General features: G+C 74.6%; 20 protein-coding genes. 11 read left to right on the forward strand and 9 right to left on the reverse strand.

What is annotated here, in order from left to right; translation table 11 throughout:
* Window positions 1–179 precede the first annotated feature (179 nt).
* Both J7W19_RS13420 and J7W19_RS13425 read right to left on the reverse strand, forming a co-directional pair.
* Window positions 180–2,795, reverse strand: coding sequence for a bifunctional FO biosynthesis protein CofGH (locus J7W19_RS13420; RefSeq protein WP_040891970.1), 2,616 nt, complete (start codon window positions 2,793–2,795; stop codon window positions 180–182).
* Between the two features lie 160 nt (window positions 2,796–2,955).
* Window positions 2,956–3,813, reverse strand: a complete 858-nt coding sequence (locus tag J7W19_RS13425) for a TIGR03619 family F420-dependent LLM class oxidoreductase (RefSeq protein WP_004952063.1) — start codon at window positions 3,811–3,813, stop codon at window positions 2,956–2,958.
* 244 nt (window positions 3,814–4,057) lie between these two features.
* Between J7W19_RS13425 and J7W19_RS13430 the strand changes: the two genes are divergently transcribed.
* From J7W19_RS13430 to J7W19_RS13450, 5 genes are all read left to right on the forward strand, one after another.
* Window positions 4,058–5,569, forward strand: a complete 1,512-nt coding sequence (locus J7W19_RS13430) for a CehA/McbA family metallohydrolase (protein WP_201768257.1) — start codon at window positions 4,058–4,060, stop codon at window positions 5,567–5,569.
* A 253-nt stretch (window positions 5,570–5,822) separates the two neighbouring features.
* Window positions 5,823–6,593, forward strand: a complete 771-nt coding sequence (locus J7W19_RS13435; RefSeq protein WP_040891973.1) for a hypothetical protein — start codon at window positions 5,823–5,825, stop codon at window positions 6,591–6,593.
* 116 nt (window positions 6,594–6,709) lie between these two features.
* The gene (locus tag J7W19_RS13440; protein WP_004952069.1) at window positions 6,710–7,015 is read left to right on the forward strand and encodes a hypothetical protein; all 306 of its coding nucleotides are present in this window, start codon (window positions 6,710–6,712) and stop codon (window positions 7,013–7,015) included.
* An 82-nt stretch (window positions 7,016–7,097) separates the two neighbouring features.
* Window positions 7,098–7,832, forward strand: a complete 735-nt coding sequence (locus tag J7W19_RS13445; RefSeq protein WP_004952071.1) for a hypothetical protein — start codon at window positions 7,098–7,100, stop codon at window positions 7,830–7,832.
* 632 nt (window positions 7,833–8,464) lie between these two features.
* Window positions 8,465–8,803 carry a hypothetical protein gene (locus J7W19_RS13450; protein WP_004952073.1) on the forward strand — a complete coding sequence of 113 codons (339 nt, stop codon included), beginning with the start codon at window positions 8,465–8,467 and terminating at the stop codon, window positions 8,801–8,803.
* Between the two features lie 36 nt (window positions 8,804–8,839).
* Here J7W19_RS13450 and J7W19_RS13455 read toward each other — a convergent pair whose 3' ends face one another.
* Window positions 8,840–9,076 carry a hypothetical protein gene (locus tag J7W19_RS13455; protein WP_004952076.1) on the reverse strand — a complete coding sequence of 79 codons (237 nt, stop codon included), beginning with the start codon at window positions 9,074–9,076 and terminating at the stop codon, window positions 8,840–8,842.
* 4 nt (window positions 9,077–9,080) lie between these two features.
* Window positions 9,081–10,034 (reverse strand): MerR family transcriptional regulator, encoded by a 954-nt coding sequence (locus J7W19_RS32920; protein WP_004952078.1) that lies wholly within the window; start codon window positions 10,032–10,034, stop codon window positions 9,081–9,083.
* A 284-nt stretch (window positions 10,035–10,318) separates the two neighbouring features.
* Here J7W19_RS32920 and J7W19_RS13470 point away from each other — a divergent pair, with 284 nt between their 5' ends.
* From J7W19_RS13470 to J7W19_RS13490, 5 genes are all read left to right on the forward strand, one after another.
* Window positions 10,319–10,681, forward strand: a complete 363-nt coding sequence (locus tag J7W19_RS13470; protein ID WP_004952081.1) for a cupin domain-containing protein — start codon at window positions 10,319–10,321, stop codon at window positions 10,679–10,681.
* Between the two features lie 594 nt (window positions 10,682–11,275).
* Entirely contained in the window at window positions 11,276–14,206 is a 2,931-nt protein-coding gene (locus J7W19_RS13475) for an AfsR/SARP family transcriptional regulator (protein ID WP_004955818.1), read from the forward strand.
* A gap of 302 nt (window positions 14,207–14,508) precedes the next feature.
* Window positions 14,509–14,673, forward strand: a complete 165-nt coding sequence (locus tag J7W19_RS13480; RefSeq protein ID WP_154080486.1) for a hypothetical protein — start codon at window positions 14,509–14,511, stop codon at window positions 14,671–14,673.
* A 289-nt stretch (window positions 14,674–14,962) separates the two neighbouring features.
* A complete protein-coding gene (locus tag J7W19_RS13485) occupies window positions 14,963–15,166 on the forward strand; it encodes a hypothetical protein (protein WP_004955816.1) in 204 nt (67 codons plus the stop codon).
* A gap of 698 nt (window positions 15,167–15,864) precedes the next feature.
* Window positions 15,865–16,155: a hypothetical protein gene (locus J7W19_RS13490; RefSeq protein WP_004955814.1), complete on the forward strand. Its 291-nt coding sequence runs from the start codon at window positions 15,865–15,867 to the stop codon at window positions 16,153–16,155.
* A gap of 98 nt (window positions 16,156–16,253) precedes the next feature.
* On the opposite strand, the gene J7W19_RS13495 is transcribed toward J7W19_RS13490, so the two are convergent.
* The gene (locus tag J7W19_RS13495; protein WP_210455334.1) at window positions 16,254–18,734 is read right to left on the reverse strand and encodes an outer membrane protein assembly factor BamB family protein; all 2,481 of its coding nucleotides are present in this window, start codon (window positions 18,732–18,734) and stop codon (window positions 16,254–16,256) included.
* Window positions 18,735–19,019: 285 nt separating this feature from the next.
* Window positions 19,020–19,871, reverse strand: a complete 852-nt coding sequence (locus tag J7W19_RS13500) for a VOC family protein (protein ID WP_004956222.1) — start codon at window positions 19,869–19,871, stop codon at window positions 19,020–19,022.
* A 499-nt stretch (window positions 19,872–20,370) separates the two neighbouring features.
* On the opposite strand from J7W19_RS13500, the gene J7W19_RS13505 reads away from it, so the two are divergent.
* Complete coding sequence (locus J7W19_RS13505; protein WP_004956219.1) at window positions 20,371–21,018, forward strand: TetR family transcriptional regulator; 648 nt, start codon at window positions 20,371–20,373, stop codon at window positions 21,016–21,018.
* Between the two features lie 293 nt (window positions 21,019–21,311).
* Here J7W19_RS13505 and J7W19_RS13510 read toward each other — a convergent pair whose 3' ends face one another.
* The 3 genes from J7W19_RS13510 to J7W19_RS13520 form a co-directional block, all read right to left on the reverse strand.
* A complete protein-coding gene (locus J7W19_RS13510; protein ID WP_004954689.1) occupies window positions 21,312–22,388 on the reverse strand; it encodes a hypothetical protein in 1,077 nt (358 codons plus the stop codon).
* Between the two features lie 492 nt (window positions 22,389–22,880).
* Window positions 22,881–23,402, reverse strand: coding sequence for an ATP-binding protein (locus J7W19_RS13515; RefSeq protein WP_004954685.1), 522 nt, complete (start codon window positions 23,400–23,402; stop codon window positions 22,881–22,883).
* Between the two features lie 580 nt (window positions 23,403–23,982).
* On the reverse strand, window positions 23,983–26,415 hold the full coding sequence (locus tag J7W19_RS13520; protein ID WP_004954682.1) for a protein kinase: 2,433 nt from the start codon (window positions 26,413–26,415) through the stop codon (window positions 23,983–23,985).
* Between the last annotated feature and the right edge of the window lie 25 nt (window positions 26,416–26,440).

Here is a 26,440-nt window from a genome sequence, read left to right on the forward strand (position 1 = left end):
GGACACCCTATGCGGGTGACTGTCGCCGTCCGATCGAGTCCATGCGACAGATCGGCAACACCCGGGATGCGCCCCAGGAGGATGCGCCCCAGCCCCTCCCCCAGAGGGGGGAACCCCACTTCGCCGTTTCCTGGGGGCGAGACCCCAGTCCCCCCCTTTCGCGGCTTCGCCGCTCGTCCTCAAACGCCGGACGGGCTGGAAGGCGTCCCCAACACCGGCAGCAACCGCGGCAAGTGCCCGTCCGAAGCCGCAGCCGCGGCGAGCCGTTCCTCCGGCACCTCCCCATAAAGCGTCGTACGCGCCCGCGCCGGCCGGCCCGCCGCCTCCGCGATGGCGACGAGGTCGCGCACCGAGCGGTACGAGCCGTACGAGGAGCCCGCCATCCGCGAGATGGTCTCCTCCATGAGCGTGCCGCCCAGGTCGTTGGCGCCCGACCGCAGCATCTCGGCGGCGCCCTCGGTGCCCAGTTTGACCCAGCTCGTCTGGATGTTGGTGATGTGCGGGTGGAGCAGCACGCGGGCCATCGCCGTCACGGCCCGGTTGTCCCGCATCGTCGGCCCGGGGCGGGCGATGCCGGCGAGGTAGACGGGGGCGTTGGTGTGGATGAAGGGCAGGGTCACGAACTCCGTGAAGCCGCCCGTCTCCTTCTGGATCTCCACCAGCTTCCGGAAGTGGCCGAGCCAGTGCCGGGGCTGGTCCACGTGTCCGTACATCATCGTGGACGAGCTGCGGATGCCCAGGGAGTGGGCGGTGGTGACGACCTCCACCCAGTCCTTCGTCGGGAGCTTGCCCTTGGTGAGCACCCAGCGGACCTCGTCGTCGAGGATCTCGGCGGCCGTGCCGGGGATGCTGTCGAGACCGGCCTCCTTGGCGGCGGCGAGCCAGTCGCGGATCGAAAGCCCGGTCCGCGACGCGCCGTTGACGACCTCCATCGGCGAGAAGGCGTGCACGTGCATGCCGGGCACCCGCTTCTTCACCGCCCGGGCGATGTCGAAGTAGGCGGTGCCGGGCAGGTCGGGGTGGATGCCGCCCTGCATGCAGACCTCGACGGCGCCGACCTCCCACGCCTGCTGGGCACGGTCGGCGACCTGGTCCAGCGAGAGCGTGTACGCGTCGGCGTCGGTGCGGCGCTGGGCGAAGGCGCAGAAGCGGCAGCCGGTGTAGCAGACATTGGTGAAGTTGATGTTGCGGGTGACGATGTACGTGACGTCGTCGCCGACCGTCGCCCGCCGCAGGTCGTCGGCGATGCCGCAGAGGGCGTCCAGGGCCGGCCCGTCGGCGTGCAGGAGCGCGAGCGCCTCGGCGTCCGTCAGCCGCGTCGGGTCGTCGGCGGCCTGCTTCAGCGCCGCGCGGACGTCGCCGTCCAGCCGCTCGGGGGCCATGCCGGGGGCCGCCGCCTCGCGGAGCGCCTCCCAGTCGCCGTACACCTCGTCGAAGTCGGCGCGCCGGTCGCCGGTGCGGCCCTCGCTGTCGATGGTGCGGTGGAGGTCGGTGCGGCCGGTGGGGACGAAGACCTCCTCCGGTTCCTGCCAGGGGCGGCCCTCGACGACGGCGTCCTCGCGCGCCAGCCCGGTCTCCGGGTCGGCCAGCGCGCGGACGTGCGGCAGGACGCGCGGGTCGAGCCACGGCTCGCCGCGCCGGATGAACTCCGGGTAGACGGCGAGACGTTCCTTCAGCACAAAACCCTCGGCGGCGGAGCGCGCGGCGAGCTCGTCGATCTGCGGCCAGGGCCGCTCGGGGTTGACGTGGTCGGGGGTGAGCGGCGAGACGCCGCCCCAGTCGTCGACGCCCGCCCGGATGAGCCGGCCGAACTCCTCGTCCACCAGGTTCGGCGGCGCCTGGAGGCAGGCCGAGGGGCCCATGATGTGCCGCGCGACGGCGACCGTGGCGACCAGGTCGTCCAGCTCCGCGTCGGGCATGCCGCGCATCGCCGTGTCCGGCTTGGCGCGGAAGTTCTGCAGGATCAACTCCTGGATGCCGTGGTACGCGCGGGAGACGCGGCGCAGCGCGAACAGCGACTCGGCGCGCTCCTCCGCCGTCTCCCCGATCCCCAGCAGCAGCCCGCTGGTCAGCGGTACGGAGCTGCGACCCGCGTCCTCCAGGTGCCGCAGCCGGACGGCGGGCTCCTTGTCGGGCGAGCCGTGGTGCGGGCCGCCGGGCTCGCTCCACAGCCGCTCCGCGGTGGTCTCCAGCATCAGGCCCATGGACGGGGAGACGGGCTTGAGCCGCTGGAAGTCGGTCCAGGACATGACGCCCGGGTTGAGGTGGGGCAGCAGCCCGGTCTCCTCCAGGATGCGGATGGAGACGGCCCGGACGTAGGCTAGCGTGTCGTCGTAGCCGTGCGCGTCCAGCCATTCGCGCGCCTCGGGCCAGCGGTCCTCGGGCTTGTCGCCGAGGGTGATCAGGGCTTCCTTGCAGCCCATCGCGGCGCCCCGGCGGGCGACGGCCAGCACCTCGTCCGGGGACATGAACATCCCCTCGCCCGCCCGGCGGAGCTTGCCGGGGACGGTGGCGAAGGTGCAGTAGTGGCAGCGGTCGCGGCAGAGGCGGGTGAGGGGGATGAAGACGCTCTTGGAGTACGTGATGACTCCCGGCCGCCCCGCGGCCTCCAGCCCGGCGTCCCGGACGCGGGCGGCCGAGGCGCAGAGGTCCTCCAGGTCGTCGCCGCGCGCCTGGAGCAGCACGGTCGCCTCGGTGACGTCCAGCGCGACGCCGTCCCTGGCCCGTTTGAGCGCGCGTCGCATCGCGTTCGCGGTCGGCGGTGGCGAGACGGGCCGTTGTGCGCTCGAAGTCATCCCCCGAGCATACGAGGGCAAAGCGGGGAGGCCAGGGGGCATTCCGCCAGGGTTTTTGTGCGGATGCTCACGGGTGTGGGGCGGGGGGGGTGCCCCGGTCCCTCCCCCAGAGGGGGCACCCCCAACGGGCTGAATATCAGCCCGTCCGGCGTTCCTCCCCTCACAGAAACTCCGCGTGCGCGTCCAGCGCCCGCAGCACCTCCCCCTCGCCCGCCGCCGGCAGTCCCACCACGACCTCCTCGATGCCCAGCTCGGCGAGGTGGGCGAGCTTGCCCGCCGACGGGTGGACGGCGTACGGGACCACGGCCGGTTCGCCGGGCCGGCCCGCGTCCGCCCACGCCTGGCGCAGCCGGGGCAGCGCCTCGCGCAGCCCGCCGCCTCCGATGGGCAGCCAGCCGTCGGCGTACTCCGCGACGGCCGCGAACAGCCCGGGACCGGCGGCGCCGCCGATCAGCGTCCGGGGCCCGACGAGCGGGGGCGCCCCCACCCGCTGACGCGGCGGCAGCAGCGGCTTGGGGTACGCCCAGCTCGCCCGTACGGACCCGAACTCGCCCTCGTACGCCGTCGGTTCCTCGGCCCACAGCGCCCGCATCAGCGCCATCCGGTCCCGGACCAGCCGGCGCCGCGTCGCCCACTCGACGCCGTGGTCGGCGGCCTCCTCGACGTTCCAGCCGTAGCCGATGCCGAGGGTGAACCGGCCGCCGCTGAGGTGGTCCAGGGTGGCGGCCTGCTTGGCGAGGACGACGGGGTCGTGCTGCGCGACGAGGGCGACGCCCGTCCCCACGGCGATCCGGTGGGTGACGGCGGCGGCCTGGGCCAGCGCGACGAACGGGTCGTGAGCCCGCCCGTACTCGCGCGGCAGCGAACCGCCCATGGGCGAGGGCGTCGTCCGCTCGACCGGGATGTGGGTGTGCTGGGGCAGGTAGAGACCCGAGAAGCCGCGTTGTTCGAGCTCTCGGGCGAGCCGGACCGGGGTGATCGTCTCGTCCGTGAGGAAGACCGTGGTCGCGATCCGCATGCGGGGGAACCTCCGTCTGTCGCCTGTACCCACGGTAATCCCTGGGGAGCCGCCCGTGACCCATGTCGAACGGGCGACACACGACCGTCATCCGCCGTCCGTCGCACCGCCCGTTCCGCGGGACGCGCGGGTGGCGTAGAACGGTGGGATCCGGTCCGCGGAAGGGGCGGGCCCGGGGGCGGGGCGCGCGAGGACGGCACGGCACGAGACGGCGACGGCGCTGGAGGTCCGGGTGGAGCGGCGGGTGGGGCGACGGGGTGTCCTGAAACTGACGGCTGTCGCGGGAGCGGCGGGTGCCTCTAGGCTCGACGGTGTGACGTTCGCTCACGCCGCCGGCGCACCGGCGCCCGGCGGCAGCGGCACGACGGAGACGCGCAGGGTGACCGGCAGGCTGCCGGCCGGCGCGCCCGACTTCCGCTACCTCCCCGTGGAAGTGCCGCGCGGCGTCCGCGAGATCGCGGTCTCCTACAGCTACGACCGGCCGTCCGTCCCGCCCGGCGTGCCGGGCAACGCCTGCGACATCGGCGTCTTCGACGAGCGCGGCACCGGCCCCGACGGCTTCCGGGGCTGGTCGGGCGGCGCCCGTACGGAGTTCGCGATCAGCGCCGAACGGGCCACGCCCGGCTATCTGCCCGGTCCCGTCCGGCCCGGCACCTGGCACGTCGTCCTCGGCCCGTACACAGTGGCGCCGGCGGGGATGGCGTACGAGGTGACCGTGACCCTCCGGTACGGCCCGCCGGGGACCACGCCGAAGCCGGTGTACCCGCCGCGGCGGGCGAAGGGCCGCGGCCGGGCCTGGTACCGCGGCGACGGGCACCTGCACAGCGTCCACTCGGACGGCCTGCGCACCCCGGCCGACATCGCGGCGGCGGCGCGCGCCGCCGGGCTCGACTGGATCGTCACCACCGAGCACAACACCACCTCGGGCCACGCCGCCTGGCAGGGTCTCTGGGGCGACGACCTGCTGGTCCTCACCGGTGAGGAGGTCACCACCCGCAACGGCCACGTCCTGGCCCTGGGCACCGACCCCGGCACGTTCGTCGACTGGCGCTACCGCGTCCGGGACGACGCGTTCGGCCGGCACGCGCGGGCGATCCGGCGCGCCGGCGGCCTGGTCGTCCCGGCGCACCCGTACGGCACGTGCGTCGGCTGCTCGTGGAAGTTCGGCTACGAGCACGCGGACGCCGTGGAGGTGTGGAACGGCCCGTTCACGCCGGACGACGAGATGGCCGTCGCCACCTGGGACGCCCTGCTCGCCACCGCGGCCCGGGAGGGCGGCCGGTGGCTGCCCGCCATGGGGAACAGCGACGCCCACCGCGAACCGCAGACCGTCGGCCTCCCCCAGACGGTCGTCCTCGCCGACGAGCTGTCCCACGACGCCGTGCTGGCGGGCATCCGGGCGGGGCGGAGCTGGATCGCCGAGTCCTCGGCGATCGGCCTCTCCTTCGCCGCCACGACCGGCGGCGGCGCCCACGCGGGCATCGGCGGCCGGCTGCCGGCGGACCCCGGCACCGAGGTGGCGGTCCGCCTCACGGTCACCGGCGCGCCCGCCGGATGCACGGCGGCGTTGGTGACGGACCAGGGCACGGTGCTGTCCGTACCGCTCCCGGCGGACGGCCGGGTGGAGTGGCGGACGACGCCGGCGCGGTCCGCGTACGTACGGGCGGAGGTCCGCCGGCCGGGGACGGTCCCGGGGCTGCCCGGGGCGATGGCGGCGCTGACGAATCCGGTGTTCCTGGGGCGAGTTGAGCACTGAGGGACGGAGGGGTGGGCCGTTCGGGGCTCCGGGCCCCTGAGCCCCGGCTCACCGGGGGTGATTACCGTCCGCGTCCAACGCGCTTGGCCTGCACCGGCGTCGCATCCGCCCCACAGGTCAAGCGGAATCCCTCCCGTATCCCTCGGCCGGGTGGGAACGGCGTGTTAGCGTGCACGCCACGTCAAGCACGCGGCGTCGTTCACCCGTTTTCCGGAAGAGGCGGCTCCGTGCCGTGCTCAACGAAGGGGGATCGGTGAACGGCGACCCGTTCGCGGACTTGCACCAGGCCCGGGAGCACATCCTGGGCATCCAACGGCTGATGTCGGACATGCGGGAACAGGTGCCGCGGGAGGCCGGCGGCAGCGACCCCCAAGGCGCCGTCAGCGTACGGCTCGCCGCCGGCGGACTGCCCGAGCGTGTCACCGTCGTCACGGACTGGCAGCGGCGGCAGGCGCCCGAGGCCCTGGACGCCGCCGTCACCGCCGCCTACGAATCCGCGCTGCGGGAGCGGCTGGAAGGCTGGTCGCGGTCGTTGGAAGGGACGGACTGGGAGCGCCGGGCCGAACGGCTGGACGCCGACTCGCCGTTCACGGCCGGCGCCACCGGGCGCGAAGCGGAATCCGCCGGGGCGCGGCCCGCGCCGCCGGAGCCACCGGAGCTCGACCTCCGGTACGTCCTCCCGCGCCGCCTCGACGAGGTGGCCGAGGAGATGCTGTCCCTGTTCGACCTGGATGCCATCGCCGGGCCGGCCGCGGCCGAGCCCGAGACGTTCACCGGCAAGTCGGCGGGCGGACAGGTGGCCGTCACCGTGGCCCAGGGATCGATGGTCTCCTGTTCGGTGAACCCCGCGTGGGCGGACGGCCGGTCCGCCGTGCGACTGAACCAGGCCCTCGCCGAGGCCCTGGCCGACGCCCGCGACCGCCTCGCCGCCGGCGCCTCGCGGGGGCCGTCCGCGCACCAACTGGACGGCCTGTTCAAGGAGGCCATGGCGATCCTCGCCGATCCGGCGCGGTTCGCCGACTGAGCCGGCCGGGTCGGCTGAGCCGACCGAACCGACGGAGCCGGCCGAAGCGGTCGAACCGGCTGACCGAGCCGCGCCGGCGCACCGAGCCGGCCGAACACCACCGGAGGCAACAGCCCATGGGCGACCCCGATCTCAAGGTCATCACCGACGGCATCCGCACCGACGCTCGGATGTGGGACAAGCAGAGCGCCACGCTCGGCGGCATCCACAACACCGTGGAGGGCCTGCGCATGACCCGCCTGGAGGCCGGCCTGTTCCAGCTCCTCGTGTCCGCCTACACGGACGCGGTGGACCAGATCTCCTCCCGGACCTCCGAGGGCCGGGACCGCACGAAGGAGGTCGCGGACGCGCTGGCGGTCAACGCCCGCGCGTACGACGACCACGAGGTGGACACGACGAAGAGCGTCTCCAAGGCGTACTGATCCACGGCACGGGCACAGGCACGGCGCAGGCGCAGGCGCAGGCACAGCGCAGTACAGCAGGCACGGCACAACAGGGGGAATCGTGGCATTCAACGCCGCGCAGTACACGGCCACCATCGACAAGCTGAACTCCGGGCTCACCAACCTGACGACGAAGCTCAACCAGGTGGGCCCGAAGGCGGAGTCCACCGCCAACAAGTGGTACGTGCCCGAGGTCATCGGCAAGGCGCTGATCTGGTGCGCCAACAAGCTGATCGAACTGGGCAAGTGGATCCTGAACAAGATCGGCGAACTCCTCAAGGGCGCCGCCGTCCCGGTCACCGCCTTCAAGGACGCCTACACCTGGCAGCACGACGTGCGCGGGCACGCCACCGACGTGGCCGGCAACGTCGCCGCCGACGCGCTCCGGGCCCCCAAGCAGTGGAAGGGCGACGGCGCGACCGCCTACACCGCGGCCGTGAAGCTCCAGCCCACGGCGGCGACGCAGATCGCGACCAGCGCCGACAAGATCGCCACGGCGCTCACCCTCTGCGCCGTCGCGGGCCTCGCCTTCTACGTGGCCCTCGGGGTCATCCTGGTGAAGTTCATCGCCGCCATCATCGCGGCCATCGCGGCGCTCGGCTCGGTGGTGTTCTCGGCGGCCGGCGCGGCCATCATCGTGGAGGAGGCCGGCGTCAACACCGCCCTCATCATCACCGCCGTCACCACGCTCGTCGCCGCACTCGGCGCCCAGGCCCAGCAGATGACGGCCGTGGAGGGCGAAGCGAAGGACAACCGGGCGTTCCCGGGCGGCCAGTGGCCGGTGGCGACGGCCTGAGAGGCGAGGATCCGGGGCGGCGTGAGCGGCAAGAACCCGGGGTGGCGGGAGCGGTCGGGGTCCCGGGCGGCGTGAGCGGTCGGGGCCCCGGGCAGCACGGGCGACCGGGATCCCGGACAACATGACCAGCCAGGGTCCCGGGCAGCACGAGCGGCCACGATCCCGGGCAGCATGACCGACCGGGGTCCCAGACATCAGCGGCCCGGGTCCTGACCTGCCGGACACGGAGCCGCCAGGGCACGGGAGGCCGCTGCCCGAAGCCGCCGGTTCCAGAGCCACCACGTCCCGAAGCAACTGAGGCCGAACCGCTAGGGTCCGGAGCCGCTAGGGTCCGATCGGCTGAGGTCGGACGGCCGCGTCGGTTGCGGTCGGACGGCCGCGTCGGTTGCGGTCGGATGACCGTGACGGCTGCGGTCGGATGACCGCGACAGCCGCGGACGGACGAGTCGCGACGACGTACGGGCGACGGCGTACGGGTCAGACGAGCCGCGACGGCCTACGGTCAGACGGACCGCGCCGGCCCACAGGCCGGACGAGCCCGGCTCCCCCGGGTCGGACGGACCGCGCCGGCACGTGGCCGGAAGCCCCGCAGCCGCCCCGAGCAGCACCGCGCCAAACAGGAGGCACTCCCCATGCACCTTCCCCGCCTGGCCCTCTGGTGCGGCGCGGCCGTCGCCTTCGTCCTGGCCGTCGTCGCCTACGCGGCCCACGCCTTCTGGGCCCTCGCCCTCTGCGCCGCGCTCGGGACCGTCCTCGCCGGCACGGCGGAGGCGTACGCGGACCGCCGCAGACGGCGCGACTGGTACACCCGCACCTTCGCCTCCTTCGACGAACTGCGCGCCGCCGTCGACGCCCCCGCCCTGCGCCGGATCCGCGACGAGCGGGGTGTGGCGGCGGCGGTCCGCGCGGTCCGGGGCACCTACCCGTCGCTTCCCCTGGCGGAGGCGGCACGGCTGGTCAAGACGCTGTGAGCGCCGCCCTACAGGGTCCCCGCCTGGGAATCCCGTTCACCCCCTCCGGCCCAAGAGGACCAGGAAGCGCCACAGCCACAGCACGGCCATGGCGAGCGGCAGGGCGACGACGGGCACCGGCCAAGGCAGTGCGCCGAACGCCGCCAGGGCGCAGCAGGCCGGGAACACGATGAGGAGAAGCGGCAGCAACGGCACCAAGGCGAGGACGTGCGCGCCGACGCCTCCCTTCCGGAGGACGGCCTGACCACGGGCCCCGGCTACACGGCGGCTCATCCGGTCACCCCCGCCGGGCGGCGTCGAGGTAGGCGGAGAGGTCGCGCCAGCCGTCCGCCGGGGCGTCCGGGTCGCCGGACAGGGCGGCGGGGTCCTCGTCCCAGGCCCGCCGTACCCCCGCCGAGACCTCACGGTCGCCGCCGGTGAACAGCGTGCTCAGTTCGTCCATGCGGGCGGCCAGCCGCCGCGCCCGGGGGTCGGCGGGCGGCACCCCGTCCGCGCGCAGCCGTTCCGCGCGGCGGTAGAGCTCGGGCCACTCGACCTCCAGCAAGTAGTGCGCGGCGGGACCGAGGGCGGCGGCGCGGGCGCTCAGGACGCCGATGCCGTCGGCGTCCAGGTGCCGCCGGAGCACCCGCTCGCCGTGGCCGGCGGCGCCGCCGGCCGCACGCAGGGCGTCGAGCAGCGGACCGATCGGGGCCGGGGACCGACCGGAGCCGCGCGCGTCCCCGGGGCCCCGCACCTCCCCGGCCCCGTCCACCTCTCCGGGCCTGTCCGCCCCTCCGGACCCGCCCGCGTCCCCGGACCCGCCGGCGTCCCCAGCCTCCCCGGGTCCGTCCGCCTCCCCGGACCGGTTCACCGCCCCGGAGCCGCCCACCTCCCCGGCCCCGTCCAGCGCGTCCTGCAGCCGGACGAGCCGCCGCCGCAGGGTGCCGAGCCGCGCGAGCGACGCCTCCACCTCGGCCAGGTGGTCGCGGACGACGCGGGCGGGGTCGACGCCGGAGTCGAGGCAGAGGCCGATGGTCTCCAGGCTCAGTCCGAGGCCGCGCAGCGCGAGCACCTGGTAGAGCCGGACGACGTCCGCCTCCGTGTACTCGCGATGGCCGCCGGCGGTGCGCCGGGACGGACGGAGCAGCCCGATGCCGTCCCAGTGGTGGAGGGTGCGCACGGTCAGCCCGCTGGCCTCGGCCAGCGGACCCACGCGCCAGGTCGTGGAGGTCGTGGAAGGGGAAGCGATCACCAGCCCACCCTGCCTCCTCACGCGACGTGAGGTTCAAGCCGCGCCGCCGAACGGCAGAGAGCGTGGCTGAGGCCCGGCCGGTCCCGTCCCTCCGTACGACGGGCGCGAGGTCCGGCGCCCGGAGCGCGGGAGGGGCGACGTCACCCGTCCGGCCCACATGGTTCGCCGCCCGCCACCGCGCGCGCCTACGTTCGTGAGGACGGACCGGGCGGGCCGGCCGGCCGACCGGGTATCCGAGGGCCGACGAACCGACGAACAAGGACCGACGAACCGAGGAGAGCGCCATGGCCGGTCTCATGCGGAAGAGTTTCGACGCCCCGGAGGAGGTCCGGCCGTTCGAGGACGGCAAGGGGCGGCTGGAGCTGGTGAGCCTCAGCACCGGGCCGGTGGGCCGGGCGACGTTCGAGCCGGGGTGGCGTTGGTCGACGCACGTCGGCCCGATCGCCGGCACCGACAGCTGTCAGGCCGCGCACACGTCGTACGTCGTCTCGGGCCGGATCAGGGTCGTGATGGACGACGGGCAGGAGGAGGAGTTCGGCCCCGGCGACGTCATGTCCTGCCCGCCGGGGCACGACGCCTGGGTGGTGGGCGGCGAACCCTGCGTGGTCATCGACTGGCAGGGGTTCGCGGACTACGCGAAGCGGTGACGCGGGGCGGGTCGCTGAGCGGTGACGCAGGGCAGGGGCGCAGGGCGATGACCCAGCACGGTGACGCAGGGCAGTGACGCGGAGCGCCCCCTCAAAGCCCCCCCCACGCACCCCACCACACCCACCCACCCCCTGCGACTCTCGTCACCCTCCACCCCCGCCTCCCCGAAGCATCCGACGGCGACATCCGGCCGCACACGCGCCCCGCGATATCCCCCGGAACCGCCCAACACCACCGACCGGACCGCCGGGCCCGCCCCCGCCGCACCCGCGTCGCGGCAGCACCGGGCCCGTCCCGTCGCCCGCCCGACGCCCTTGCCCGTACGGCAAGTTGAAGGTGACCTCCCCGTCGCATCTCCCTGTTCACGTCGCCGCGGGCCCGCGCCCCACCCCCCGTACCGCCGGCCCCCGCGGCGGCCGCCCGGCGGACTCCGCGCCTCCGCCGGAGCGCCGCGCGGCCCCCGAAGTCCCCCCGCCGGAGCCCGTCCGCGGCGTTTGAAGGCCCTGTGGAGAGGGCCGGACCGGTGCTGACGCCGGGGCCCCGGACAGGGCAGACTGGCCGGTGCCACCGAGCAGGACGAGCAGGGGGTCACGATGGCCGGCGACACAGAGCACGGACAGCGACTGCGCTTCGCCGTGCTCGGGCCCGTCCGCGCCTGGCGCGGCGGCGAGGAACTGCGGACCGGTTCGCCCCAGCAACGCGCCCTGCTCGCCGCGCTGCTGCTGCGCGGCGGCCGGACGGCCACGGCCGCGGAGCTGGTGGACGCGCTGTGGGGCGACGAGCCCCCGCACGCGGCGCTCGCCGCGCTGCGCACCTACGCGTCCCGGCTCCGCAAGGCGTTCGGGCCGGACGCGGACGTCCTGGCCAGCGAGGCGGGCGGGTACGCGCTCCGGGCCGGCGTCGGCTGCCTGGACATCGACTCCGCGGAGCGCCTCGCCGCCGAGGCCGAGAAGGCCCGCGCCGCGGGCAACGGCACCCGGGCCAGGGCGCTCATCACCGAGGCCCTGGCCGTCTGGGACGGCGAGCCGCTCGCGCACGTCCCCGGCCCGTACGCCGAGACCCAGCGCGCCCGCCTGGAGGAGTGGCGACTCGGCCTGGTGGAGACCCGGCTCGACCTGGACCTGGAGCTCGGCCACCACGCGGAGGCCGTCTCGGAGCTCACCGCGCTGACCGCCGCGCACCCGCTGCGCGAGCGGCTGCGCGAACTGCTGATGCTCGCCCTGTACCGCAGCGGCCGGCAGGCCGAGGCGCTGGCCGTGTACACGGACACCCGGCGGCTGCTCGACGACGAACTGGGCGTCGAGCCGTGCGCCGAGCTCTCGGAACTCCAGCAGCGCATCCTGCGCGGCGACGCCGACCTCGCGCCGCACCCGTCGGGCGACCGCGCCGGCACCGGCCTCTCGTTCGTCCGGCCCGCCCAGCTCCCGGCCACCGTCCCCGACTTCACCGGCCGGGACGCGTTCGTCCAGGAGCTCAGCCACCAGCTGGCGACGGCCGAGGGCCGGGTGATGGCGGTGTCGGCGGTGGCCGGCATCGGCGGCGTCGGCAAGACGACGCTCGCCGTGCACGTCGCGCACGCGGCCCGCGACCACTTCCCCGACGGCCAGCTCTACGTCGACCTCCAGGGCACGGGACCGGTCGTCGCCGAACCCGAGGCCGTCCTCGGCGCGTTCCTGCGCGCCCTCGGCGTCGCCGACTCGGCGATACCCGAGGGCCTCCAGGAGCGCTCGGCCCTCTTCCGCTCCACGCTCGACGGCCGCCGCGTCCTCGCCCTCCTCGACAACGCGCGCGACGCGGCCCAGGTCCGCCCGCTGCTCCCGGGCACGGAGGGCTGCGCGGCCCTCGTCACCAGCCGCACCCGCATGGTCGACCTGGCCGGCGCGCACCTCGTGGACCTGGACGTGATGAGCCCCGAGGAGGCCCTCGTCCTGTTCACCCGCATCGTCGGCACCGAACGCGTCGCCGCCGAGCGGGACGCGGCCATGGACACCGTCGCGGCCTGCGGCTTCCTGCCGCTCGCCATCCGCATCGCGGCGTCCCGCCTCGCCGCCCGCCGCACCTGGACGGTCTCCGTCCTCGCCCGCAAACTCGGCGACGAACGCCGCCGCCTGGACGAACTCCGCGCCGGCGACCTCGCCGTCAAGGCCACCTTCGAACTCGGCTACGGCCAGCTGGAACCGGCCCAGGCCCGCGCCTTCCGCCTGCTCGGCCTCCCCGACGGCCCGGACATCTCCCTCCCGGCCGCCGCGGCCGTCCTCGACCTCGACGTCGACACCACGGAGGAACTCCTCGAAACCCTCGTCGACGCCTCCCTCCTGGAATCCGCCGCCCCCGGCCGCTACCGCTTCCACGACCTCCTCCGCCTCTACGCCCGCTCCTGCGCCGAACGCGACGAACACCCCCCGGCCGAACGCGAGGCGGCGATGTCCCGGCTGCTCGACTTCTACCTGTCGACGGCGGCGGGGGTGTACGTACTGGAGCGGCCGGGGGAGCAACTGGTCAAGCACATCGGCCCGACCGAGCACCCGGGGCTCGCCTTCCAGGACAGCGGGGCGGCGGCCGACTGGCTGTTCACCGAAGCGGGTTGCCTGTTGGCATGTGCGCGGCAGCACGCCCGCCCCGCGGGCTCCACGTTACAGCGCGCCGTCGACCTGCTGTTCGTCACAAAGGACCTCACCGAATCGGGGGCCTACTCGCGGCTGTACGCCCACGCGGCCACAGCCCTGCTCGACGCCGCCCAGGCCTCGGGCAACCACCGGGCCGAAGCGCGGGCCCGGACCATCCTCGCCCAGGTCCGGAACTTCTCCGGGCGCTTCGCCGAGGCGGACGAGCAGGCGATGCACGCCGTCCGGCTGGGCAAGGAGTGCCAGGACCCGGTCTCCTGCGGCTACGCCGCGAACATCCGCGGCATCATAGCCATCTACCAGCAGCGGTACGACGATGCCGAGGACTACTGCAACCAGGCGTTGGAGTGCTTCCGCGCCGACGGCAACCTCAACGGCGAGGCGAGCGCGTTGAGCAACCTCTCCCGCGTTCACACGGAGACCAGGCGTCCGCAGTCGGCCGTGCCGCTCGCTGAGCGGTGTCTCGCCATCTACCGCGCATCCAAGGTGACCTGGCGCCTGGCCAACGGCCTCTACGCCTATGGCACGGCGCTGAACAGTGCCGGCCGACATCAGGAGGCCCTGGCCCAGTTCGAAGAGGCACTTCCCGTCTTCCGCGACCACCGGCAGCGCATGTGGGAGGGCTGGACGCTCTTCCGCATGGCCGAGGTGCACCTGGCCACCCACGAGTACGCCCGCGGTGCCGCCCACGCGGAACAGGCGCTGACGCGCATCAGGGGGATCAGCGGGGAGTGGCGCCGGGGCAGCATCCTGCTGACGCTCGGGAGGTGCCTGGACGCCCTGGGACAGCCGGGCCGAGCCCGGGCCTGCTGGGCGGACGCGCTCACCGTCTTCGAGCAGTTGGGGCACGAGCACGAGGCACGGACCGTCCGGGACCTCCTCTCCCTGGCCACGGTCTGAGTACGGCCCCGGCCGGAACGCCGTCCGGAGCCGGTAGCGTTCCCTCTCAGGGGCGTGCCGTCGCCAGCCGGAGCGTGCCGGAGCCCCTGAACGCGCCCGTTCATCGAACGTTTATCGCGACCCGTCACCCTTCACGTATCGATCCGTCGCGTCGGGGGGCAGGCGGGTCGTGGGTGTGGCCTCACCAACAGGACGGTTCAGGGTCCTGTCAACCCGTCCGGCGGTCTTCGGGGGAGTCGCCGGGCGGGTTCTGCATCCCCGTTGTACCGCACGACTCGCACTCAGTAACGGAGTTGAACGACATGAGCGAGGACAAGAAGCTCAAACCCACTCTGCCCACACCACAAGACGACCACGCGGGCAGCACGACCGGCCTCGCGGCACAGCCGAGCAAGCCCAACGCCAAGGGCGCCGGCAGTGTACCGGCGGTGGTTCTCGACGACCACGCCGGTTCCGAGCCGGTCTGATGAACCGGCCGTCCGGCCGGGGCACCGACCGGACGGCCTCCTCGGGCGGCATCGCACGGAATGGCCGCCACCCGCGGGGCTCGTCGGCCAGGGGGTACCAGCGCACGGGGAACGGGGGCTCCGGACGCATGGCGGCCGCCGAGAGCCGGCATCGACGACACGGAGGGGGAGCCGTCGGTGCCGGCTCCCCGTCGTTCGCGGCGGCTCCCGTTCCACCGGCCCGAAGCGACCAGCCAAGGGCCGCGCAGTACAGATCCCAGGTAATCGACACGAGCAAGAGGAGTCACCCATGGCTCGCGCCACAGCCCACCGCACCCGCAGACTGCTGGCCGCGTTCGCGATAGCCGGCGCCGCGGCCGCCCTCGGAACGCTGCCGGCCGCGGCGGACGACCACGGCGGCAGCTGGCCGACGGTGGCCCAGTCCGGCGGGGCGGCCGCGGACGACCACTCCGGCGCCACGCCCGCAAGCATCGACGAGCACCCCGTCGGCTGACCGTTCGGCCGTTCCCCCGGGCGACCCTCTGTGTGTCAGGAGGGTCGCCCATCGGCGTTCTGGCACCGATTCACGACCGATGACACCGCCCGCCGCCCTGCGGACACTCCGCTCCGCGGGCACGGCGGCGCCGTCCCCGTCGGGCAATCGCCGTTCACACCGCCCATCCGTCCGCGCCACCCGGGCCCAGCCCCGCGTGGTCATCCCCGCCGAACCCCCGCCGCCCCCGGCCGTCCACCCCGCAAGGCCGCACTCCGCCACCCCGCATCGCGTCACCCCCGATTCGTCGAAGCCGCCGGACCCGGCGCGACGTCGCCGCGCCGGTGGCCGCCCATGCCGAACGCACCTGTCGACGAGACAAGCGGGTACGTTGACGGTCAGGGAGACCGGTCCGTCCTTGCTGACCAGTACCTCCATTCTCGGAGGCGGCTCTGACATCGGCCTTGTCCGGTGCCCTCGTTCGGAGGGTTTCCAGTGGACCGATGAACCACGGACGCCCGAGCGCGGTCACGGCCTCGGCCACGCGCGCGATCGCCGCGCCGCATAAGGAGACCGATCGCCACAGGTGCGCCCAACTCGTCCTGCATACCGCTTGGTTGGTGGCTCGGAGCCTCGCTTTCGCGTCACCTCTCTGCTTACACTCACCGCACCAGTAACACCTCTGATAACAGAAGTCACACAAGCACCGGGAGACACTCATGTCACACGGCAGCCTCAGCCGGACGAAGAAGGCCCTCGCCGTCGTCGCGATCGCCGGAGCCGCCGCGGTCCTCGGCACGGGCTCGGCGCTCGCGGACGACCACAGCACCGTCATCGGCGCCAAGCCGGGCGTCGCCGCCGCCCCGTTCGACGACCACAGCACGGTCGTCACCGGGACGAACGACGATCACAGCACGGTCGTGACCGGCACCAACGACGACCACAGCACCGTCGTCACCGGCACCAACGACGACCACAGCACCGTCGTCACCGGCGGCCACTCGGACTGACCCCCACCCGTCCCCCGAGGACGCATGACGGAGGGGCCCGCCGCGTGTACGCGGTGGGCCCCTCCTCGTTCCGCGGCCCCCAGGGCCCGGCGCTCAGCTCACCGCCGCGCCTGCCCCGTCCCCTTCGCCGCGTCCAGGGCGTAGACGCAGCGGTCCTTGCTGCAGGCGTAGACCACGCCGCCCGCGGCCAGGGGGGTGCCGGTGATCTCGCCGCCGGTGGCGAGTTTCCAGCGGAGTTGGCCGCCGGTGGCGTCGAGGGCATAGAGGCAGTGGTCGGCGGAGCCGAAGTGGACGCGGCCGTCGGCGACGACGGGGGAGCCGACGATGTCGCCGCCGGCGGCGAAGCGCCAGCGGGGGGTGCCGGTGACGGCGTCGAGGGTGTAGAGGGCGCCGCCGCTGCCGAGGTGGACCAGGCCGTTGGAGACGAGGACGGGCTCGCTGGACTGGCGGGCCTCGGTGGCGATGCGCCAGCGCTCCTGGCCGCCGGCGGCGTCGAGGGCGTAGACGGTGCCGAGGTAGTCGGCCGCGTAGACGCCGCCGTTGCCGACGGCGGGCGGGCTGAGGAAGACCGCGGGGGCCTCGAAGCGCCAGCGGACGTCGCCGCGGGCGGTGTCGATGGCGAGCAGGCGGGTGCCGGCGGCGACGTAGACGACGCCGTCGGGCGCGGCGTGCAGCCGGACGGGGACGCCGCCGCAGGAGCCGGTGTCGCCGACGGGGTAGCTCCAGCGCTCGGTGCCGGAGCGGGCGTCGAGGGCGCGCAGCCGGGCGTCGGCCCAGACGAAGACGGTGCCGTCCTGGACGACCGGGCCGCAGTCGGGGGTCTCGAAGTCGGTCTGGAGGCCGGAGGTCTCCCAGAGGAGTTCGCCGGTGGCCGCCTCCCACGCCTGGGCGCCGCCGCCGCGGGTGCCGGTGACGACCGTGCCGCGGTCCACGCCGAGCGAGTACACCCAGCCGTCGGTGGACAGCCGCCAGCGCTCGCCGCCGTCCGCCGCGTCGAGGGCGTACAGCGTCGGGCCGTCGGAGGCGTGTATGCGGCCGTCCGCCACGGCCATGGCCCAGGCGACGTCCCGCGTCTTGAACTGCCGCCGCCCACTGGCCACATCGAGCGCGTGCACCTCGAAGGAGGTGACGTACACCAGGTCGCCGGCGACGACGGGCGTGCCCCAGACGTCGTTGGACATGCGGAACCGCCACGGCCGCCAACGGGCCGGGTCCACCGTCGCGTTGGCGACGGGATCGGGCGCCGCGGGGGCCGCGGTGCCGCCGGGCGGGCGGACCCAGCCGGTGGCGGTGCCGGCCGCCGAGGGCGCGTACGGCTCGCGGGCGTCGGCGACGCGCGGCCCGGGGCCGATCGGCAGCTGCGCGCCGGAGAGCCGCACGGAACCGTCGTCCGCGTAGGCGGGCGCGGGCGCGGCGGCGTGCCGGCCCTGTCCCGGAGCGGAAACGGGAGCGGAAACGGGCGCGGGGACGGGAGCCGGGGCGGAGGCCACGGCCGACGCCCCGCGCGGGTCGGGCGCCCCGGCGGGCCGCCCGTGGTGCGGCCCCGTCGCCCGGGCGTCGCTCCAGCTCGGCGGCTGGGCGGCGCGGGAGGGGTCGTACGGGGGCTCGGCCGGCGGCCGGGCCGGGGGCGGCGGGACGGCGGAGCGGCCGGAACGGCCCCGGGCGGGGGCCGCGGCGGGCCGCTGCCCGGCCCGGCGCCGCTCGATGAGCGAGACGGCGTCGGGCGGCAGCCAGGCGGACGCCGTGCCGCTGTCGTCGCCCCCGCCGGAGGCGAAGAGGTGCGGGCCGAGCTGGGCCTGGAGGTCGGCCGGGCTGGGCCGGTGCTCGGCCGCCATCTGCATACAGGAGTCGATGAGCGGGCGCAGCTCGTCGGGCAGGCCGGAGAGGTCCGGGCCCTCGCGCAGCAGCATGAAGACGGTCTCGACCGGGTTGGCGCCGTGGAAGGGCGCGTGGCCGGTGGCGGCGAAGACGAGGGTGGAGCCGAGCGAGAAGACGTCGCTGGCGCCGGTGACGCTGCGGGAGTCCCTGGCCTGCTCGGGGGACATGTACGCGGGCGTGCCGACGGCCACGTTGGTCATGGTCAGCCGGGTGTTGGAGACGCCGGAGGCGATGCCGAAGTCGATGACGCGCGGTCCGTCCTCGACCACCAGCACGTTCGACGGCTTGAGGTCGCGGTGGACGAGCCCGGCGCCGTGGATCGACTGGAGCGCCTCGGCGATGCCGGCCGCGAGCCAGCGCACCGCCTGGGCCGGGAGCGGCCCGCACTCGTTGATGATCTCTTCGAGGGAGGGCGCGGGGACGTACGCGGTGGCCAGCCAGGGCACGGCGGCCCGCGGGTCGGCGTCGACGACGGCTGCCGTGTAGAAGCCGCTGACCGCCCGGGCCGCTTCCACCTCACGGGTGAAGCGGACGCGGAAGAGCTGGTCCTCGGCCAGTTCCGTACGGACCGTCTTGATCGCGACCCGTCGGCCCGACGCCGAGCGGGCGAGATAGACCAGTCCCATGCCGCCGGCCCCGAGCCGGCCGAGCACCTCGAACGGGCCGATCCGTCTCGGGTCGTGCTGTGTGAGCTGCTCCAACTGGCCTGCCACCTCCCCGTGGGGGCTCGAAAGGATTGTTCCGGCCCCGTGCAGCGTCTCACCGCGAATTATCCCGGGGTACGCCCCCTGATTCTCCCTGGCCCGGGCGGTGGTTGCGAACCCGGGTCGTGCTTCGGCGTGTCCATGCCGAAAGCGGAAGTTCCGCCCCCGCACTACCGGCCTTTCCCAGCCGTCACAGTGGGCTGTGCCGCCTCTCCACGCGCAGGAGCACCAGGCGTTCAGGGCGGCTCACGGCCGCGCCCGGCCCCTCGGGCCCCCGGCCCCTCAACCCTCCACCGCCCGCGCCGGATCGACGACGGCGAAGTCCGCCCCCTGATCGTCGGTCAGCACCGCGAACCGCCCGTACGCCGAGTCCCGCGCCTCGCGCCGGATCCGGCCGCCCAGCCGCCGGGCCGCGCGGCACGCCTCGTCGCAGTCGGCGACGACGAAGTAGACGAGGAAGTGGGCGGGCATCGCCGCCGGGAAGGACGCCTCGTCCATGACGGCCCGCCCGCCGACCGCGTTCTCCGGCGCGAGCGGCTCCCCGGCGGGCGTCCAGACGGCGTAGTCGAAACCGCCGCCCTGCCCCGACTCCGTCGGCTCCCCCTGCTCCCCCGCCTCGTCCGGCTTTCCCAGGTCGTGCGCCGTCAGGCCGAAGACCCGTTCGTAGAAGGCGTCGACGGCCACCGGCTCCCGCGTGTACACCTCCGCCCAGCCGTACGCGCCGGGGGTGCCGCGCTTGCCGAACCCCCGGTGCGCGGCGGCCTGCCAGACGCCGAACACGGCCCCGCCCGGGTCCGCGGCGAGCAGCAGCGTGCCGTACCCGCCTACCTGGGCCGGTCCGGTGACGACCTGTCCGCCCTCCGCCCGGATCCGCTCGGCGGTGGCCTCGGCGTCGGGCGAGGAGAAGTAGACGCACCAGGCCGTGGGCATCCGCCCGTCCGGCTTGGGCGCGAGCGCCGCGACCTCCGCGCCCTCGTGCAGGGCCCGGGCGTACGGGCCCGCCTCCGGATCACCGTTCTCGAAGGTCCAGCCGAAGAGCCCGCCGTAGAAGCGCTTGCCCGCCTCGACGTCGGGCAGGGTCACGTCCGCCCAGCACGGCGTGGTCCGCGGGGCTCCGTCCGTCGCTGCGCCCATGGCGCCCGCTCCCTTCCTTGCGCACCGCACCGGTCCGGCCCGCGCGGACCGGCCGGCCGCGCGAGGTGTCGCACCGGCCACGGTAGCGACGGACGCCCGGTCCCGCGCGGCCGCCGACGGAGCGCGCACGGCGGACGCGCCTCCCCCGGGCCCCGACGAGCACGGCCCGCGCCCCGCCCCGCACCGCGACGAGCCCCACCCCCGCCCCCCGTACGGACCAGCGGGGCCCGTCGAGCCGTCGGACGAGCCCGTACGGCCCCGGCGCCGCCCTCGGCACCGCCCCGCCTCGGCCTCCCGCTCCCGCCCCCGCCGACCCCGCCGGGCGGCCGGATCCACGACTTGTCGATAAGACAATTCACCGGTACGGGCCAATCCGCGAGCGCCCGGAATTCGGTCCCCCGAAACACCTCTGACCTGCTTATCCACCCCTATTCACACCCCCGCCCCCATTTGCATGCGACCGAATCGCGCTCCGATCACCCCTCGGTAAGCTGACGGCATGACAGGACAAGTACGCACCGTCGACGGCCGGGTGGCCGGCCGCCGAGGTCAGGCGACGCGACAGAAGCTGCTCGACTGCCTCGGTGAAATGCTCAGCTCCTCCCCCTACCGCGACGTCAAGGTCATCGACGTCGCCCGGCGGGCCGGCACCTCGCCCGCGACCTTCTACCAGTACTTCCCGGACGTCGAGGGCGCCGTTCTGGAACTCGCCGAGGAAGTGGCGCGGGAAGGGACGAGCCTCAGGGAACTCGTGGCCGGCCGTTCCTGGGTGGGCAAGGCGGGCCGGCAGGCCGCCGAGGAATTGGTGGACGGATTCCTCGCCTTCTGGCGGCGGAACGACGCGATCCTGCGCGTGATCGACCTGGGCGCGGCCGAGGGGGACAAGCGGTTCGCCAAGATCCGCATGCGGATCCTCAACGCCGTGACCGACTCCCTCACGGAATCCGTGAAGGAGCTCCAGGCCAAGAACAAGGTGGACAAGGACGTCAGCGCCGCCGCCGTGGCCGGCTCGCTGGTCGTGATGCTGGCGGGGGTCGCCTCCCACCAGAAGGGCTTCCAGGGCTGGGGCGTCAAGCAAGCGGACCTCAAGCCCAACCTGACGCTCCTGGTGCACCTGGGCATCACCGGCAAGAAGCCCGCGCGGTAACCGCACGGCACACACCCGTCCTGTCAGCAACGGCGGCGGGTCACCGGGGCGCGGCCAGCCCGCCCGGTGACCCGCCGTTCGCGCGTCCGGGGGCCGGTGACCCGCCGTTCGTACGTCCGGGGGCCGGTGACCCGCCGTTCGTACGTCCGGGCCCGGCGGCTCACCGTTCGCGCGTCGGAGGCCGGTGACCCACCGATCGCACGTCCGACCCCAGCGACCAGCCGATCGCACACCCGCCCCCCGGCGACCAGCCGTTCAGACGTCCGAGACCCGGCCGCGGCCGGCGCGGCGGCTCAGCCCTTGGACCCGTGCATCTTCTTCAGCATGTAGCGCTTGCCCGACCCCTGCTTGCCGATCTCGTGGAAGATCCGCGGCTCCTTCGCCGTACCGCCGACGCTCCAGTTCTTCTCGTACCGCCCACAGGCGTCGATCCTCAGCCCGACCCCGACGACCGCCCCGCTCTCCTTGACCGGGGTCCAGCTTCCGGAGCCGTTGCAGTCCTGGATCCGGTCGTGGCCCATGCCGTCCCAGTCGAACGTGTCGAGTCCGTCGGCGACCGCGCTGCCGTCCTCCATCAGCCGGACGGTGCCGCCCCGGCCGTCGTTCCAGACGCCGGCGATGTCGGAGCGGTGCAGCTTCGGCGGCTGGTAGACGGTGGCGAGCCCGGTCCCGTACGCGGTCGCGCCGATCGCGCCGACGAGCAGCCAGGCGAGGACGCCGTCCCTGGCCACCCGCCGGGCCACGCTCCCGGGGCGGTCCTCCCGCACCCGGCGGGCGGCGCGCCGCGCCGCGAGGGCGGGCGGCAGCAGGCCGACGGTGAGCGCGCCCCACCAGATCAGGTACTTGAGGGGGTGGGCGGGCGCGAGGGCGCCGAGCGCCGCCACGGCACCGAAGACGATCACCAGCGCGGCGGCCACCGCCGGCACCGCGCCGACCGTCCACCACCGGCCCTCGGGCCGCCCGGCGCGCGCGGCGGCGCGGCGGGAGAGCTCCAGCGCCGGCATCACGGCCGCCGCCGTGACGAACCCGCTGAGCAGCACGACGAGCAGCAGCGCGCCGAGCGCCACGCCGACGGCGAGGGCGGGGGCGGTGGGCAGCCCCTGGTGTTCCCGCGACAGCAGGACGAGCACACCGACGCTGGCCGCGACGACGACCTCGGCGCAGAGCGCGGCCATCGACGCGCAGAACGCGGCGCCGAATCCGTCCTGGTGGCGGGGCGCGCGCGACCGGCCGGACGGCTCCTTCCGCTCCTCGCGCTCCGGGCCGCCGAAGCGCTCCGAGCCCCCGGCGTCGTCCGCGTCGGCGGAGTCGTCGGGTGCGGTCGCCGGCGCCTCGTCCGGTATCGCGCCCGGCTCAGCTTGCTGTGTCATATCCGCCCCTCTCTCCAAGAATGATTCCCTCAGAGGCCAAGAGGTTCCCTGGCACAGGGTCGATACCGCGAAATGCCCGTTTTGCTCCGAGTGCCGGCCCGAGCCCCGCCGGGCGCCTCACCCTGGGCGACCGGGAAACCGTTCCACCGGGAAGGACCGCGCCGACCCCTCACTCGGACGGCAGCGACCCCGAATCTGTGACGCGCCTCACTCCAAAACCCCTGAGCCTCTGGAGGTTTCGACGGGCGGATACGGGCCATCCGTGAAGACGAGCCGGCGGCGGCGCCTCGATGCGCACCCCGAGCACGGCACCGCACGCCGCCGCCGCCCAGCTCCGGCGCCTGAGCCCTGCCGTCGCGCCGGACCGCGACCCGTACTCGCCAAGTCGTCCGGGGTCACCTGGGCGTCTCGACGTCCCCTCGCAACGAATCGCTTCATCCAAGGGTGATCAGGTGAACACTTCCCGTCAACACCTGGTCTGGACTTTGCCTCCTACGCCCCATTTGTAAGGGCGTGTTGTGGCTCGAAAGCACCGTTCCAGCGGGGCAGCGTCCGCGCCGGGGCGGGCCCCCGGTCGATCTCGCACCAGATGCGCTTGCCCGAGCCCTCCTGCTGCCAGCCCCAGCGGTCGGCCAGACCGTCCACCAGCTCCAGGCCCCGGCCGCCCGTCTCGTCACCCCTGGCGCACCGCCGGCGCGGCGGCCGGGCACTGATGTCCGCGACCTCGACGCGGACCGTGCCGCAGCCCCCCGCCACCGGACCCGCGACGGCCGGGACCCCCGACGCCCCCGCCACCCCCGGCGCCCCCGGGAAGAACATCCGCAGCACGGCCGGACAGCCGGTGTGCACCACGGCGTTGGTCACCAGCTCGGAGATCAGCAGGATCAACGTCTCGGCCAGCGGCTCGTCGAGCCCTATCCCGGACCCCGCCAGCCGCGACCGCGCCCATCTCCGGGCCCGCCCCACCTCCGCGGGGTCGACCCCGACCTCCATCTGCATTTGAAGCACCTGCACCGCTCACACCATCCGAACCGGCGGACACAACGCCTCGCGTCTCCAGGGGATCACGCAGCGCGACTCCCCTCCCGTACAGCATGGTTGACCCACAGTTACCCCAACAACCACTTCAGGGATATTCCGGCGCAAAGGAGTATCTGCGCCACACGCTGTGCGAAGCACGCTGCGTGAACTCGAACACGGGGGAATCGCGACCTCCATGCCGATACGAGCACGGGACATTCCAGGGAGAGTACCCGAGGCGAACCCTACTCCGATGCGTGACGAGTTCCATGGAGAACACAACTCGATATCAACACAGCGTGATCATTCCGAAGGCGTCACCCGGGCATTTCCCGTTCCCGATTACGGTGTGCATTTCCGTCGCTCAGAATTTCGCCCGAGCGAATTTCCGGACCGTTACCACCCGTGTTCGGCCGACAGGCCCTTCCGAACGGGACGGCGCCTTCCGCCAAGCCGGATCACCGCGGCCCGGCGTTCGATTCCCCGCCATCCGCGCCCGGCACCGCGGGCTTCCCACACCCGCCACTCGACCGAACGCGGAAATACCGGCCTACGCACCGACGGTGACGAGACGTCAGGTCGAGCCGGCGCGGTACGTGGCGGTCGCCTGGTCGAAGAAGCCGTCCACCGAGCGCTGTCCGTCCATCGGTCCCAGCACCTGGATGACGTGGTAGCGCCCGTCGAGGATGATCGCCGAGTTGCGGACGTACACCTGGCGCCCGCTGGCGTCGTTCCAGTTGAACGTGCCCTCGGCGCCGGCCGTCCGGCCCACGTCCACGCGCCGCAGCCCGGAGGAGGCGGACCAGGAGGACGACCGGAAGGCGGCCAGCTCCGGCTCCTTCTCCTGCTGGTAGGCCATCGGATCCGCCCCGAACTCGGACACCTTGTCCCGGCCCGGCACCACGATGAGCTCGAAGTCCCCGTCCGCGTAGACGACCTGGCCGCGCTCGTTGTCCCCCCGGCGCCGCCATTCCCGGGCCACGGCGACCGTGAACCCCTTGGGGTCGCGGCGCAGCGTGAAGCCCTTGGCCGCGCCGCCGGTTTCGGCGGTCGCCTCCTCCTCCCGGGGCGCGCCCGAGCGGCCGACCGCGCCGCCGGCGCCCGGCGCCGCGCTCAGCGCGTCGGCGGTCCGCCGCGTCTGCCCGGCGCCCGCGCTCTCCGAGGCGCGCGGCATGAACAGCAGCGCGTACAGCACCGCGCCGATGAGCAGCAGCAGGACGGCGCCCAGCAGGAGCCGGCCCAGCCGGTGGGCGGGCGGGGCCGCGTAGACGTGCTGCTCCTGGAGGTGTCCGGTGGCGGCGACGCCGCCCGGCACCGGTGGTCTGCCGCGGTCGGCCCGCTTGTGCCGGCCGTGCGCCGCGGGCCCGGCGGCGGCCCCACGGCCCCGGCGGCGCCGCACCAGTTCGCCGCGGCGGCGGACGATCGGCAGCCGGGCGCCGCCCTTGGCGGCCGGCACCGCCGCCGGATCGCCGGGCGCGGGCGGCGGCACGGTGACCGTTCGGCTGCCGACGTCCGGCTCGGGGGCGGACCGGATCAGGGACCGCAGCCAGCCGCGCAGCTCCTCGAAGTCCGGCCGCTCCTCGGGGTCCTTGCGCATCAGGGACTCGACGACCGGGCGCAAGGCGCCGCACTCCTCGGCGTAGGCCGGGGGTTCGGAGCAGACGATCCGGACGAGTTCGGCGGCGCTCTCCTCGGGGTACGGCGCGTGGCCCTGCACCGCGCGGAACAGCAGGGCGCCCAGCGCCCAGAGGTCGGCCGCCGGGCCGACGGGCGGCGCCAACTGCCAGTCCTCCCGTACCGGCCACGCCTGTTCGGGCGCCCAGCGCTCGGTGACCGGGCCCACGACGAGCATCCGCGCCTGCCGGGCCCGCTCGGCGGCGAGCGCCCCGGCGGAGTCGGCGGTCTTCCCCCACGAGGCGGGGGCCGGGGCGTCGGCGGACGACGGGCGTCCCGTCTCCCCTTCGGTGCGCGCGGCGGGCTCCGGGGCGGCGCCGCCCACCAGCGCGTCGGCGCTCCAGGGCGCGGCGGTGCCGGGGGCCGGGGCGGTGCCGCTGGCGGCGCTGCCGCCGCCCCAGGTGGAAGCGCTCGTCGGGGGGCGTCCGGCGCGGGCGGCGGCGAGGGTGCCGGCCCGGTAGGCGGCGATGGCGTCGGCGCGCGGCCCACGCCGGGCGCTATGCGGGGCGGGCCGACCGTCACCGGGGCGTCCGTCACCGGGCCGACCGTCACCAGGGTGTCCGTCACCGGAACGCCCGCCTCCCGCGGACCCGCCGCCCGCTCGCGTACCACCGGCCTGCGCCCCCGCACCGTCGGCCGCCGGACCCGCACCCCCCGCCCCCGTACCGCCCGTTCCGCCTCCGGCACCCGAGCCCACGCCCACACCCGCACTCGTCCCGGCGCCCGCCGGCACCGGGTCGTAGCCGCAGAGCGCTTCTTCGGCCGCGCCCGCCGCCAGGCCGGTCAGGATGGCCCGGCCGTCCTCGCAGACGAGGACCGTGCGGGTGGTGATGTTCCGGTGGGTCCAGCCCTGGGCGTGCAGGGCGCGGAGGGCCGTGAGCACGTCCGCGGCGACCTCCGCCGCCCGGTGCGGGGAGAGGGTGCGCTCCGCGAGCACGGCGGCGAGCGGGCGGGCGGGGACCAGTTCGCTGACGATCCAGAGGCTGCCCGCCTCGGCGAAGACGTGGAAGACCTGGTCGAGGCGGGGGTGGTCGGGGATCCGGGCGGCGGCTGTCGCGGCGTCCAGCGCGCGGCGCACCGCCGGGTCGGAGGCACCGGCGACCGTCCGGCCCGGCTGCCGGCCGGGCCCGCCCGCGCGGCCGGGCGCGGGCGCCCCGGGCCCGCCCTCGACGAGTTCCGCGTCGACCACCTCCGGCAGCGGGATCTGCCGGACCAGCACCTCCTGGCCGCTGTACGTGTCGAACGCGCGCGTCTCGACGAGCTCGAACGCGTCGGACGGAGGCAGCGGAAGGCGATACCGGTCGGCGAGCACCCGGCCCGCATAGTCGTCCACGACGCCTCCCCAAAGCGCGCGATCC

Source organism: Streptomyces mobaraensis NBRC 13819 = DSM 40847 (genome assembly GCF_017916255.1).
Classification (GTDB): Bacteria; Actinomycetota; Actinomycetes; order Streptomycetales; family Streptomycetaceae; genus Streptomyces; species Streptomyces mobaraensis.

Excerpts from the sequence above, each read along its gene's own strand:
- J7W19_RS13490 (WP_004955814.1), top strand. The coding sequence starts at position 15,865 with ATGTCACACGGCAGCCTCAGCCGGACGAAGAAGGCCCTCGCCGTCGTC.
- J7W19_RS13485 (WP_004955816.1), top strand. The coding sequence starts at position 14,963 with ATGGCTCGCGCCACAGCCCACCGCACCCGCAGACTGCTGGCCGCGTTC.
- J7W19_RS13440 (WP_004952069.1), top strand. The coding sequence starts at position 6,710 with ATGGGCGACCCCGATCTCAAGGTCATCACCGACGGCATCCGCACCGAC.
- J7W19_RS13420 (WP_040891970.1), bottom strand. The coding sequence starts at position 2,795 with ATGACTTCGAGCGCACAACGGCCCGTCTCGCCACCGCCGACCGCGAAC.
- J7W19_RS13450 (WP_004952073.1), top strand. The coding sequence starts at position 8,465 with ATGCACCTTCCCCGCCTGGCCCTCTGGTGCGGCGCGGCCGTCGCCTTC.
- J7W19_RS13425 (WP_004952063.1), bottom strand. The coding sequence starts at position 3,813 with ATGCGGATCGCGACCACGGTCTTCCTCACGGACGAGACGATCACCCCG.
- J7W19_RS13500 (WP_004956222.1), bottom strand. The coding sequence starts at position 19,871 with ATGGGCGCAGCGACGGACGGAGCCCCGCGGACCACGCCGTGCTGGGCG.
- J7W19_RS13455 (WP_004952076.1), bottom strand. The coding sequence starts at position 9,076 with ATGAGCCGCCGTGTAGCCGGGGCCCGTGGTCAGGCCGTCCTCCGGAAG.
- J7W19_RS13510 (WP_004954689.1), bottom strand. The coding sequence starts at position 22,388 with ATGACACAGCAAGCTGAGCCGGGCGCGATACCGGACGAGGCGCCGGCG.
- J7W19_RS13480 (WP_154080486.1), top strand. The coding sequence starts at position 14,509 with ATGAGCGAGGACAAGAAGCTCAAACCCACTCTGCCCACACCACAAGAC.
- J7W19_RS13505 (WP_004956219.1), top strand. The coding sequence starts at position 20,371 with ATGACAGGACAAGTACGCACCGTCGACGGCCGGGTGGCCGGCCGCCGA.
- J7W19_RS13470 (WP_004952081.1), top strand. The coding sequence starts at position 10,319 with ATGGCCGGTCTCATGCGGAAGAGTTTCGACGCCCCGGAGGAGGTCCGG.
- J7W19_RS13475 (WP_004955818.1), top strand. The coding sequence starts at position 11,276 with ATGGCCGGCGACACAGAGCACGGACAGCGACTGCGCTTCGCCGTGCTC.